A 12234-nucleotide genomic window follows, 5' to 3' on the forward strand; every position below is an offset into this window, starting at 1 on the left:
GCGGGGCAAGCCCGCTCCCACAGATTATGCCGGTGGGAGCGGGCTTGCCCCGCGATAAGCTCGTAAATTTACAACATATTGCCTCAGAACGACGACTGAATCTTCAAGCCAGCGACCAGCGCGTTGTCCACTTCGTCCACCCCACCCGGGTGGGTGATGTACTGCAGGTTCGGACGAACAGTCAGCCAGTTGGTCACGTGGAAACCGTAGTTGAGCTCGTAGTTGTACTCGGTGGTGCGCAGCGGCGAGAACAACGGGTCTTCGTAATTGCCCACACCGTTGGCGGCATTGAGCAACTCGGCGTTTTTCTTCACGTCGTCGTTGACATGGATACGGGCAAAACCGATGCCGATGTCATCCTTCGGACGCGCATCGAACGGGCCTTTGTAGACAAACATCAACGACTGGTAGTTGTCGATGAAGTTGGTGTCCTTGTCATGGAAGGTGGCGTTTGCCGCGATGTTCAGGCCACGGCTGGCATCGCCGTTATGGCGGGTGAGTTGCTGTTGTGCGACAAACCAGTAGCCATGCTTGCTGTCATGCACGCGATAACTGTTACCCGTGGTCGCCGCATCCTGGCCGTTGTCATCTTCACGCACATCATCGGCGTCGGCCGTACTCTTGTAGTAACCCACACGGTATTCGCCCGGCAGGCTGTTGATTTTCGGTGACCAGACCAGCTCGACCGGCAAAACCGTACCGGCGGTACCACTGCCGCTGAGCTTGAAGCCGTTACCGTGCTCCAGCTGAGAGGGGTTCTGGTTGTACGCCCCGACTTGCGCATAGAGCTCATCGTTGATGTTGTACTTGAAGCGGATCGCCGCCTGGCTGACCGGCCAGTTGTACCAGATGTTAGTGGCCCAGTTACCCACCTGGGAGCCACAGAACGCCAGGTTCTGGAAATCGCACGGAAAGGTATTGAAGTCTTCGCCTTCGCCGAAGTAACCGGCCTTGATGTCGAGTTTGTTGTCGAAGAACTGATGTTGAATCCACAGCTGGGTCAGACGCACCATATGCCCCCGGCCGTAGACTTCCTGCGATGAGCTCAGGGTGCCGGCACGCGGGTCGCCAATGCGGTCATTGGAAATGTTCTCGCCGTTACGGTTGGTCAGCTGAATCTTGGCCTGGGTGTTGTCCCAGCCCAGCAGCTTTTGCAGATCCAGCGCGGCCCCCAGGCCGAACTGGTCGCTGTAGCGTGCAGTCTTGTCATCGTTGAAGCCGCCATCGAGGTTTGCGCCAACTTCACCAACGTAGTCGATTTTGATGTCGACGCCCTTCTCCAGCAATTCGGTGCGGGTACCGCCCCAGTCGCCGGTCATCCATTGCGACTCCGGGGCAAAGGCATCGGCAGCCTGCGCCCCGCAGCTGACCCCGAGCGCCGCCAGCAAGGTCAGCGGCGCCAGCGGCTTGATGTGTTTGAAGTGATCCATCCCTTGTTTCCTCGTTTTATTGTTCTTGATGGGCATGTACGACTTACAACGAATTCAACGACCCTTGAATTGCGCGACATTGTCCTGGCCGGACTGCGGTGGCGTGACCTTCCCCCCCAGGCGCTCGCCAGTGGCGGCATCGAACAACAGCACCCGGGCCGGATCGAACTGCAGGTTCAGGGTGTCGCCCACCTGGGTCGCCACATCCGGCGCCAGGCGGCAGCAGACCTTGGTCTGGTTGAGGGTGACGAACACCAGCAGGTCCGGGCCGGTCGGCTCGGTGATCTGCACCTCGGCGCGAATGCTCGGCAGGCCATTGGCCTGAGCCGGGGCCAGGGCGATCTGCTCAGGACGAATGCCGAGGATCACTTCACACTCCTCAAGGCCGTCATCACTGATTCCCAAGGGTAGTTCGCAGCGCGCCTGGCCACTGTCGAGCAGAGCCTGCAAACGCCCGTCCTTGCGCTGCAGACGCAGCGGAATGAAGTTCATCGGTGGCGAGCCGATGAAGCTGGCAACAAACAGATTGGCCGGATCGTTGTAGATCTGCTGCGGTGTACCGAACTGCTGGATCAGACCATCCTTCATCACCGCCACCTTGTCACCGAGAGTCATGGCTTCGATCTGATCGTGGGTGACGTACACCGTGGTGGTTTTCAGGCGCTGGTGCATCAGCTTGATCTCGGTGCGCATCTCCACCCGCAGCTTGGCATCGAGGTTGGACAACGGCTCGTCGAACAGGTAGATCTTCGGCCGCCGCGCCAGCGCCCGGCCCATGGCCACGCGTTGCTGCTGGCCGCCGGAGAGCTGGCCGGGCTTGCGTGTCAGCAGGTGCTCGATCTGCAGCAGCTTGGCCACCCGCGCCACTTCCTCATCGATCGCCGTCGCAGGCATCTTGCGCATCTTCAAGCCGAAGGCGATGTTGTCGCGCACGTTCATGGTCGGGTACAGCGCGTACGACTGAAAGACCATGGCGATATCGCGGTCCTTGGGGCTCATGCCACTGATGTCGGCAGCGTCCACCAGGATCGCCCCGCCGCTGATCTGTTCAAGACCGGCAATGCAGTTCATCAAAGTCGACTTGCCGCAGCCGGATGGGCCGACAAGAATCAGGAACTCCCCGGAGTCAATCGACAGGTCGATATGCTTCAAGGTATCCGGCAGACCGCTGCCGTAGGTCTTGTTGACGTTGCGCAGTTCAAGCGTTGCCATGTTGTTTCACCCCTTGACCGCGCCGGCCGTAAGCCCGCGCAGGAAATACTTGCCAGCCAGCACATAGACCAACAGGGTCGGTAACCCGGCGATCATCGCCGCCGCCATGTCGACGTTGTATTCCTTGACCCCGGTGCTGGTATTGACCAGGTTGTTCAGGGCCACGGTGATCGGTTGCGCGTCGCCACTGGCGAACACCACACCGAAGAGAAAGTCGTTCCAGATCTGGGTGAACTGCCAGATCAGGCAGACCATGATGATCGGCACCGACATCGGCAGCAGGATGCGCCCAAAGATGGTGAAGAACCCCGCCCCGTCCAGCCGCGCCGCGCGTACCAGGGCATCCGGCACGCTGCAGTAGTAGTTGCGGAAGAACAGCGTGGTGAACGCCAGGCCATAGACGATGTGCACCAGCACCAGGCCGCTGGTGGTGCTGGCCAGGCCGAGCTTGCCGAGGGTGAAGGACGCAGGCAGCAGCACGGTCTGGAACGGCAGGAAGCAGCCGAACAGCAACAGCCCGAAGAACAGCTGCGAGCCACGAAAGCGCCACATCGACAGGACATAGCCGTTGAGCGCCCCGAGCAACGTCGAGATCAGCACCGCCGGAATAGTGATCTTCACCGAGTTCCAGAAGTAGCCGCCCACCGTGTCCCAGGCCTTGATCCAGCCGATGCCGGTAATCACTTCAGGCCAGCTCAGCAGGTTGCCGGTACGGATGTCATCCGGCGATTTGAAGCTGGTCAGCAGCATCACGATCAGCGGAATCAGGTACAGCGCGCAGGCCAGCAACAGGGTGGCGTAGATGGCGATCCGGCTGAAGTTGAAAGTACGCGGAGCCAGGGTTCTAGTCATGGCGCTTGTTCCTCAGTTCCGAATACAGGTACGGCACCAGGATCGACAGGATCGCGCCGAGCATCAGGATCGCACTGGCCGAGCCCATGCCCATCTGGCCGCGGCTAAAGGTGAAGGAGTACATGAACATTGCCGGCAGGTCCGAGGCATACCCCGGCCCGCCTGCGGTCATCGCCGCAACCAGGTCGAAACTCTTGATGGCGATATGGGCGAGGATCATCAATGCGCTGAAGAACACCGGGCGCAGGCTCGGCAGGACGATGCGCAGGTAGATACTCGGCAGGCTGGCACCATCGACCTGCGCGGCGCGGATGATCGACTGATCGACGCTGCGCAGGCCCGCCAGAAACAGCGCCATGACAAAGCCCGAGGCTTGCCACACCGCGGCGATCACCAGGCAGTAGACAACCCGGTCCGGGTCCACCAGCCAGTCCAGGCGAAAGCCTTCCCAGCCCCAGTCACGGAGCATCTTGTCCAGGCCCAGGCCCGGATTGAGCAGCCACTTCCAGGCGGTACCGGTGACGATCATCGACAGTGCCATGGGGTACAGGTAAACCGTGCGGATAAAACCTTCACGGCGAATGCGCTGGTCGAGCAGGACTGCCAGCAGTACGCCGATCACCAGGCTGATGGCGATGAACAGACCACCGAACACCAGCAGGTTCTTGCTCGCTACCCACCAGCGGTCGTTTTCCATCAGCCGTGCGTATTGCGCCAGGCCCACCCACTTGTAGCTGGGCATGAAGCTGGAGTTGGTGAAGGAGAGGATGAAGGTCCAGAAGATGTAGCCATAAAAGCCCACCAGGACAATCAGCATGCTCGGCGCCAGTACCAGTTTCGGTAGCCAGCGTTGCAAGGCGTCGAAGGGCGAGGCCTTGTTGAGGGTAGCAACAGTGCTCATAAGGAGGTCTCGTGTGGTGATTATCGCGGGGCAAGCCCGCTCCCACAGTGGTCACCGGTGGGAGCGGGCTTGCCCCGCGAAGAGGCCAGCAAACCTTTATTTGGCCGACTTGATCGCCGAATTCAGCTGTTTGACCGCCGTCGCGGGATCCGCTTTCGGGTCATTGAGGAAGTTGGTCACCACATCGAAGATCGCCCCCTGTACCGCCAGGGTCGTCGCCATGTTGTGGGCCATGCTCGGTTGCAGGCCATCGCCTTTTTCAGCGTCTTTGAAGTCCACCGCCGACTTCTGCGTGCAGGCGTCGAACTGGCTCATGTCCATGTCCTGACGCACCGGCAGCGAGCCTTTGTTCTGGTTGAACACCGTCTGAAACTGCGGTTCCAGGGCAACCTTGGCCAGGTCGTTCTGGGCCTTGATGTCGTTTTCGTTCTTGAGCTTGAACATCGCCAGCGAGTCGATGTTGTAGGCGAAGCTGCCCTGGGTGCCGGGGAACGCCACGCACTGGTAATCCTTGCCGGCGACCTTGCCGGCAGCCGTCCATTCGCTCTTGGCCCAGTCGCCCATGATCTGCATGCCGGCCTTGCCGTTGATGACTTCGGCAGCGGCGATGTTCCAGTCACGCCCGGCACGGTTGGGGTCCATGTAGGTGCCCAGACGCTGCAAGGTTTTGAACACTTCGATCATTTGCGCGCCGGTCAGGGTCTGTTCATCCAGCTCGACGAAGGCGGCGTGATAGCCCTTGGGGCCAAGGATGCTCAGGGCCAGGTCCTCGAACACCGTGCTGTCCTGCCACGGCTGGCCGCCATGGGCCAGGGGGATGAAGCCGGCGGCCTTGAGTTTGTCGGCAGCGACGAAGAGTTCATCGAGGGTGGTCGGCACTTTGGCACCGGCCTTGTCGAACACTTGCGGGTTGATCCACAGCCAGTTGACCCGGTGGATGTTCACCGGCACCGCCACGTAGTGACCGTCGTACTTCATGATCTCGGCGACTTTCTGCGGCAGCAGGGCGTCCCAGTTGTTGGCTTTGGACACCTCATCGAGCTCGGTCAGCAAACCCAGCGCACCCCACTCCTGGATGTCCGGCCCCTTGATCTGCGCCGCGGCGGGCGGGTTGCCGGAAATGGCGCGGGTCTTGAGCACGGTCATGGCCGCGGCGCCGCCACCACCGGCCACGGCGTTGTCTTTCCAGATAAAGCCGTCTTTCTGCACCTGGGCCTTGAGGGTTTCAACAGCCTTGGCTTCGCCACCGGAAGTCCACCAGTGCAGGACTTCTACGGTACCGGTATCGGCGGCCATGGCGCTCAGCGGCAACAAGGAGGCGAGAGAAACAACAGCGGCGAGGCGATTGATCGCATTCATGGGGCGGAACCTTTTCTTGTTGTTATGCAGGTGCAAGTCGTGGTGCTTGCGCTTGCATCGGAGTCTAACCAGGCGCTGGAGGGGCCGAGGTAACGAAGGGATGCGCGAATGTCACTGACTGGTGACATTCGCCTGGCCAAGGTGTCAGTCGCTGCTGCGCGGCAGACTCAAGGTCACCCGCAAACCGCCGCCCTGCAGGTTGCGCAAGCTCACTTCGCCGCCGTGGCTGTGGGCAATGTTGCGCGCGATCCCCAGGCCCAGGCCGTAGCCCTGCTGCTGCCCGGCCAGGCGAAAATGCGGTTCGAAAACCTGCTCCAGACGCTGTTCGGGCACCCCCGGGCCTTCATCATCCACCTGCAGGACGAAGCCTGATTCGCTGTCGAACACGCGCAGGTGCGCACGCTCGCCGTACTTCAGGGCATTGTCGATCAGGTTGCCCATGCACCGGCGCAGCGCCAGCGGCTTGCCCGGGTACGGGGCTAGCGCCCTGCCCTGCACGGTAACGCGGGCACTGGCCAGATAAGGCTCGACCAGGCAATCGAGGGCATGGTTGAGGTCGATCGGCTCGATGTTCTCGTGGATGTCCGTGTCCTTCACGCACTGCAGCGCGCCTTTGACCAGCATCTCCAGCTCGTCCAGATCGCGACTGAACTTCGCCTGTTGCTGCTCGTCTTCAAGCAACTCGACGCGCAGGCGCAGGCGGGTAATCGGTGTGCGCAGGTCATGGGAAATGGCACTGAACAACTGGCTGCGTTCGGTCAGGTAGCGACTGATACGCTCACGCATGGCATTGAACGCCCGGCCGACTTCGACCACCTCACTGCCGCCACCTTCCAGCACCGGCTCGACATCAGCGCCCAGCGACATCTCCCGCGCCGCCCGCGCCAGACGCTTGAGCGGTCGGCTCTGCCAATGCACCAGCAAGCCGATGAACAGCAGCAGAAAGAAGCTGGTCAGGCCGATGAACCACAGCTGCTGACGCGGCAGGCCTTCGTCTTCAAGGCTGGTATAGGGCTCGGGCATCAGCGAGGCGATGTACAGCCACTCACCTTCACCGAGGCGGATCTGGGTCACCAGTACCGGAGGATTGACCGGCTCCAGGGTCAGCGCGTAATGCGCCCAGGAGCGCGGCAGCTCATCGAGCTTCAGGCCGCTGTTGAAGATCCGCAGGTCCTGGGGGCTGACGAACTCGAGGGAAATATCCATCTGCGCGCCGAGGCGCTGGCGCAGCACTTCGTCCACCGCGTTGAGCACGGCCTGCTTGCGCGGGGTAATCGGCAGCACCTGCATGTCCAAGGGCTTGTCGTTGAGCGAGACCACGAAGCGTGTGCCGCCCATGTTGCGTAACTGGTCCAGGACCATGGGCCGGTAGGCCACCGGCAGCGAGCGAAAGTAACTGACGCTGGCGCTCATCGAATGGGCCAGGCTGCGGGCGCTGGCCACCAGCCCTTCGAGCTGGCTGGCGCGCAGTTGCGACAACCAGATCAGGCTCGACAGGCCCTGGGCCAGCAACACCACCAGCAGGGTCAACAGCAGCATGCGCCCGAGCAACGAGCGCGGCAGCGGCAGACGCCAGCGCCCCTCAGTGCGCGGGCGCAACACTGGCCGCCAACAGATAACCACTGCCACGTACGGTACGAATCAGCCGCGGCGGCTTGTGTGTATCGCGCAGGCGTTGGCGCAGGCGGCTGACCGCCATATCGACAATGCGGTCCAGGGGCATTGGTTCACGTCCACGGGTGGCGTTGCCGATGGTGTCGCGGTCGAGGATTTGCTGCGGGTGATCGAGGAACAACTTGAGCAAGGCGAAGTCGGCGCCGGAAAGAATCACCTCTTCACCGTCACGGTGAAACAAGCGGTGGCTTACCGTATCCAGGCGCCAGTCATCGAAGGCCAGTACATCGCCGCCATTGCGCTCCTGGCCGAAACCGGCGCGGCGCAGCAGGGCTTTGATTCGTGCCTGCAGCTCACGCGGACTGAAGGGTTTTCCCAGATAATCATCGGCGCCCAGCTCCAGGCCGATGACCCGGTCGGCCTCATCGGAACTGGCCGTGAGCATGATGATCGGCACCCGGGCCAGGCGTGGATGCTGGCGCACCCAGCGGCACAGGCTGAAGCCGTCTTCATCGGGCAGCATCACGTCGAGGATCACCAGGTCGCAGTCACTGTCGTCCAGGGCCTGGCGAAAGCCCTGGCCATCGGCAACCGCCTGCACGCTGAAACCCGCGCGGCTCAGGTAGGTTTGCAGCAGTTCGCGGATGTCCTGGTCATCGTCGACCAGCAGTATCGACTTGCTCACCATGTAATTCCTTCGTCGGTGGGAGCGGGCTTGCCCCGCGATTGAGGCTTGTCAGTCATATCGCATCGCGGGGCAAGCCCGCTCCCACCCTTAGGTTGTTGCCTCCAATTGTTGCAGAGCCACACCAGCTCCGAGCAAACCGGAGAACTCAGCGGTCACCAGCCACACCGGGACATTCTTGAAGTAGCCGCTCATGCAGCCTTTCGCGGCAAAGCTGTCGGCAAAACCACTGCGCAAAAACAGCTCGGCGAAGCGCGGAATGATGCCGCCGACAATGTATACCCCACCTCGCCCACCCAAGGTCAGCACATTGTTGCCGGCCACCCGCCCAAGAAAGCGGCAAAACTGCTCGATCACCGCCAGCGCCAGCGGCTCACCGGCCAGCGCTGCATCGGTAATCGCCGCAGGGCTTTGCAAGGTTGCCGGTTGCCCGTCCAGCGCGCAAATGGCTTGGTACAAACGCAACAGGCCGCCGCCGCTGAGCACGGTCTCGGCACTGACATGACCGGTTTCGCTGGCGATCTGTTCACGGATCTGCGCCTCGCGGGCGTTGCCCACCGGCAGGTCGACATGTCCACCTTCACCCGGCAATGCCATCCAGCGGCCATCCTCCAACCCGAGCAAAGTGCCCACGCCCAAGCCGGTTCCAGGGCCGATCACCACCGCCGGACGCCCTGTTTCTGGCTCGCCAGCACACACCGTGCGGCGCTCATCGGGCTGCAGCCGGGTCATGCCCAGCGCCATCGCGGTAAAGTCATTGATCAGCAGCAGCCGCTCGATCTGCAGGGCCTTGCAGAAGGCCTGACGACCGAGCCGCCAGTGATTGTTGGTAAAGCGAAACTCATCGCCGCTGACCGGTCCCGCCACCGCCAGGCAGACTGCGCCAAGGTCGCCCTTGCTCAGCCCTTGTGCCTGCAGGTAGGCGCCGATGGCCTGCTCAGGGCTGGTGTAATCGGCGGTGGCGAACACCTGGACCGAGTGCATCCGGTTGTTTTCCCAGAGGGCAAAGCGGGCGTTGGTGCCACCGATATCACCGACCAGGGCACGCTTCATTTGAGGGTTTCCAGGGCTGAAGTGAAGGCACTGGCGCCCTGCTCTGCCGGGCTCAGGGCCATGCGCAGGAAGCCGAACAGTTCACGCCCGCAGCCCAGATCGTTACCGGTCGGGGCTGGCGGGATTTCCCGGTCGGCCATCTCAGCGGCATCGAGCTTGACCGTCAGGGTGCCGGCAACGCCATCGACCCGCACGATATCGCCATCGCGCACGCGAGCCAGCGGGCCGCCGTCGAAGGCTTCCGGACAGACATGAATGGCCGCCGGAATTTTTCCCGACGCGCCGGACATGCGCCCGTCGGTCACCAATGCCACCTTGAAGCCACGGTCCTGCAGCACGCCCAGGAATGGCGTCATCTTGTGCAGCTCCGGCATGCCGTTGCAACGCGGGCCCTGGAAGCGCATCACCGCAACGAAATCGCACTCCAGCTCACCGGCCTGGAAAGCATCGGCCAGTGCCTGCTGGTCATGGAACACCCGCGCCGGGGCTTCGACCACCTGATGCTCAGGCGCGACAGCGGAGACCTTCATGACCCCGCGGCCAAGGTTGCCTTCCATCACCCGCAGCCCGCCTTCCGGGGAGAACGGCCGCGCGACCGGACGCAGGATCGCTTCGTCCAGGCTCGCTTGCGGCCCTTCGCGCCAGACCAGCTTGCCATCCTGCAGGAACGGCTCCTGGGTATAGCGACGCAGGCCGTGGCCGGCCACGGTGTTGACGTCTTCGTGCAGCAGCCCGGCATCGAGCAGCTCGCGGATCAGGAAGGCCATGCCACCGGCTGCCTGGAAATGGTTGATGTCGGCTTTGCCGTTCGGGTAGACGTGCGACAGGGTCGGCACCACCTCGGACAGCTCGGCCATGTCCTGCCAGGTCAGCTGGATGCCGGCCGCCTGGGCAATCGCCGGCATGTGCAGGGTATGGTTGGTCGAACCGCCTGTGGCGTGCAGGGCAACGATGGAGTTGACCAGGGACTTTTCGTCGACGATCTCGCCCAAGGGCATGAAGTCGCCGCTGGCCTTGGTCATGCGCGTGACCTGTTGCGCGGCCTCGACGGTGAGGGCATCGCGCAGTGGCGTGTAGGGATTGACGAACGACGCGCCCGGCAAGTGCAGGCCCATCACTTCCATCAGCAACTGGTTGGTGTTGGCGGTGCCGTAAAAGGTGCAGGTGCCGGGGCTGTGGTAGGACTTCATTTCCGATTCCAGCAGTTCTTCGCGGCTGGCCTTGCCCTCGGCATAGCGCTGACGCACGTCGGCTTTTTCCTTGTTGGAAATGCCTGAAGGCATCGGCCCGCCGGGGACGAAAAGGGTCGGCAAGTGACCGAAGCGCAACGCGCCCATCAACAACCCCGGAACGATCTTGTCGCAGATGCCGAGCATCAACGCCGCATCGAACATGTTGTGCGACAGGGCGATGGCCGTGGACATGGCAATCACTTCGCGGCTGGCAATCCCCAGCTCCATGCCCGGCTCGCCCTGGGTGACGCCATCACACATGGCCGGCACGCCACCGGCGAACTGGCCAACCGAGCCAATGTCGCGCAGCGCCTGCTTGATCTGTTCAGGGTAATGCTCGTAGGGCTGATGTGCCGAGAGCATATCGTTGTAGGCCGACACGATGGCGACGTTGGCCGCGTTCATCATGCGCAGGCTGTTCTTGTCCTGGGTGCCACAGCCGGCCACACCGTGGGCGAAGTTGGCGCATTGCAGCTTGGCCCGCATCGGCCCGTCACTGGCAGCCCCGCGAATCAACTGCAGGTAGCGTTCACGGGTGGCACGGCTGCGGTCGATCAGCCGTTGGGTGACCTCAAGAATGCGCGGATGCATGTACTGGACTCCAGGCTATCGGTGGTTGCGACCTCTGCGGCAGTTTCCCTTATCAACAATCGCCACCTAGGCTCAAAGGCAGGGGCAACGGTTGCGGGAGGAACGGCTTGGCCGATCGCTCGTTGTAGATTGAATAAAATACTGCCAGCAAAAAGGCTTGTTTTCTATTTTTTTACGAATAATCTTGTAATTCCAACAACAAAATAAGATTCAGTGAAGCGATTTCCCATTTGCCACGGGCTTCACCCGGTCTACCAGAGGTAGCTCTATGACCCTTCGTATCGCAATCAATGGCTTTGGCCGCATTGGCCGCAACGTCCTTCGCGCACTCTATACCCAAGGCTACCGTCAGGACCTGCAGGTCGTCGCGATCAACGATCTGGGTGACAGCGCGATCAATGCGCACCTGCTCAAGTACGACAGTGTTCATGGCATCTTTGCTGCCGATGTCGAGTTCGATCACGAAAGCCTGACCGTCAATGGCGACCGCATTGCCGTCAGTGCCATCCGCAATCCGGCCGAGCTGCCGTGGAAGGCCGAAGCCATCGATGTAGTGTTCGAATGCACCGGCCACTTCACCGACCGCGCCAAGGCAACTGCTCATCTTACTGCCGGGGCGCGCAAAGTCATCATCTCGGCACCGGCCAAGGGCGCCGACGCGACCATTGTTTACGGGGTCAACCACGACATTCTGCGCCCCTCGCACCAGATCATCTCCAGCGCCTCCTGCACCACCAACTGCCTGGCGCCAATCGCCCAGGTGCTGCACCGCGAACTGGGCATCGAGCAGGGTTTGATGACCACCATCCACGCCTACACCAACGACCAGAGCCTCACCGACATCCACCACAGCGACCCGTTCCGCGCCCGCTCGGCGACCCAGTCGATGATCCCGAGCAAGACCGGTGCGGCCGAAGCCGTAGGTCTGGTGCTACCGGAGCTGGCCGGCAAACTCACCGGCATGGCGGTGCGGGTACCGGTTATCAACGTGTCGCTGGTCGACCTGACCGTCAACCTCAAGCGCGATACCAGCGTCGAAGAGGTCAACAACCTGTTCAAGGAAGCCAGCCGTCACTCCAAGGTCCTCGGTTACAACAGCCTGCCGCTGGTGTCGTGCGACTTTAATCACAACCCCTTGTCGTCGATCTTCGATGCTAACCATACCCGTACCAACGGGCGAATGCTCAAAGTGCTGGCCTGGTATGACAATGAGTGGGGGTTCTCCAACCGTATGCTGGATAACTGCCTGGCGTTGTGTAACGCGCAGTAGGAGCGAACCAATACTTGACCAATTCGCTTATGATA

The 12234-nt window shown here is 61.8% G+C and carries 10 protein-coding genes; 1 reads left to right on the plus strand and 9 read right to left on the minus strand.

The genetic code is table 11. From position 1 onward, the window contains the following. Nucleotides 1-83: 83 nt before the first annotated feature. From ACVI9W_RS07355 to edd, 9 genes are all read right to left on the minus strand, one after another. Nucleotides 84-1430 carry a carbohydrate porin gene (locus ACVI9W_RS07355; RefSeq protein WP_461529631.1) on the minus strand — a complete coding sequence of 449 codons (1347 nt, stop codon included), beginning with the start codon at nucleotides 1428-1430 and terminating at the stop codon, nucleotides 84-86. Between the two features lie 54 nt (nucleotides 1431-1484). Beyond that, nucleotides 1485-2642 (minus strand): ABC transporter ATP-binding protein, encoded by a 1158-nt coding sequence (locus ACVI9W_RS07360; RefSeq protein ID WP_461529632.1) that lies wholly within the window; start codon nucleotides 2640-2642, stop codon nucleotides 1485-1487. Between the two features lie 6 nt (nucleotides 2643-2648). Beyond that, entirely contained in the window at nucleotides 2649-3494 is an 846-nt protein-coding gene (locus ACVI9W_RS07365; RefSeq protein WP_038614265.1) for a carbohydrate ABC transporter permease, read from the minus strand. Further along, complete coding sequence (locus ACVI9W_RS07370) at nucleotides 3487-4395, minus strand: carbohydrate ABC transporter permease (protein WP_038614266.1); 909 nt, start codon at nucleotides 4393-4395, stop codon at nucleotides 3487-3489. The genes ACVI9W_RS07365 and ACVI9W_RS07370 overlap by 8 nt, the downstream gene beginning before the upstream one ends. A gap of 96 nt (nucleotides 4396-4491) precedes the next feature. Beyond that, nucleotides 4492-5754, minus strand: coding sequence for an ABC transporter substrate-binding protein (locus ACVI9W_RS07375; RefSeq protein ID WP_461529633.1), 1263 nt, complete (start codon nucleotides 5752-5754; stop codon nucleotides 4492-4494). A gap of 144 nt (nucleotides 5755-5898) precedes the next feature. Continuing rightward, the gene (locus tag ACVI9W_RS07380; protein WP_461531800.1) at nucleotides 5899-7293 is read right to left on the minus strand and encodes an ATP-binding protein; all 1395 of its coding nucleotides are present in this window, start codon (nucleotides 7291-7293) and stop codon (nucleotides 5899-5901) included. Between the two features lie 43 nt (nucleotides 7294-7336). Continuing rightward, nucleotides 7337-8056: a response regulator gene (locus ACVI9W_RS07385; protein WP_038614279.1), complete on the minus strand. Its 720-nt coding sequence runs from the start codon at nucleotides 8054-8056 to the stop codon at nucleotides 7337-7339. Between the two features lie 87 nt (nucleotides 8057-8143). Further along, nucleotides 8144-9106 (minus strand): glucokinase, encoded by a 963-nt coding sequence (locus ACVI9W_RS07390; protein WP_461529634.1) that lies wholly within the window; start codon nucleotides 9104-9106, stop codon nucleotides 8144-8146. Beyond that, a complete protein-coding gene (gene edd, locus ACVI9W_RS07395) occupies nucleotides 9103-10929 on the minus strand; it encodes a phosphogluconate dehydratase (RefSeq protein ID WP_038614283.1) in 1827 nt (608 codons plus the stop codon). Before edd ends, ACVI9W_RS07390 begins: the two co-directional genes overlap by 4 nt. Nucleotides 10930-11197: 268 nt before the next feature. Between edd and gap the strand changes: the two genes are divergently transcribed. After that, nucleotides 11198-12199 carry a type I glyceraldehyde-3-phosphate dehydrogenase gene (gene gap / locus ACVI9W_RS07400; protein ID WP_461529635.1) on the plus strand — a complete coding sequence of 334 codons (1002 nt, stop codon included), beginning with the start codon at nucleotides 11198-11200 and terminating at the stop codon, nucleotides 12197-12199. Nucleotides 12200-12234: the final 35 nt, after the last annotated feature.

The sequence above is a fragment of the Pseudomonas sp. 210_17 TE3656 genome (assembly GCF_054821965.1).

Bases quoted from the DNA above. Each gene is read 5' to 3' on its own strand.
- ACVI9W_RS07355 (WP_461529631.1), bottom strand. From the start codon at position 1,430: ATGGATCACTTCAAACACATCAAGCCGCTGGCGCCGCTGACCTTGCTG.
- ACVI9W_RS07360 (WP_461529632.1), bottom strand. From the start codon at position 2,642: ATGGCAACGCTTGAACTGCGCAACGTCAACAAGACCTACGGCAGCGGT.
- ACVI9W_RS07365 (WP_038614265.1), bottom strand. From the start codon at position 3,494: ATGACTAGAACCCTGGCTCCGCGTACTTTCAACTTCAGCCGGATCGCC.
- ACVI9W_RS07370 (WP_038614266.1), bottom strand. From the start codon at position 4,395: ATGAGCACTGTTGCTACCCTCAACAAGGCCTCGCCCTTCGACGCCTTG.
- ACVI9W_RS07375 (WP_461529633.1), bottom strand. From the start codon at position 5,754: ATGAATGCGATCAATCGCCTCGCCGCTGTTGTTTCTCTCGCCTCCTTG.
- ACVI9W_RS07380 (WP_461531800.1), bottom strand. From the start codon at position 7,293: ATGCTGCTGTTGACCCTGCTGGTGGTGTTGCTGGCCCAGGGCCTGTCG.
- ACVI9W_RS07385 (WP_038614279.1), bottom strand. From the start codon at position 8,056: ATGGTGAGCAAGTCGATACTGCTGGTCGACGATGACCAGGACATCCGC.
- ACVI9W_RS07390 (WP_461529634.1), bottom strand. From the start codon at position 9,106: ATGAAGCGTGCCCTGGTCGGTGATATCGGTGGCACCAACGCCCGCTTT.
- edd (WP_038614283.1), bottom strand. From the start codon at position 10,929: ATGCATCCGCGCATTCTTGAGGTCACCCAACGGCTGATCGACCGCAGC.
- gap (WP_461529635.1), top strand. From the start codon at position 11,198: ATGACCCTTCGTATCGCAATCAATGGCTTTGGCCGCATTGGCCGCAAC.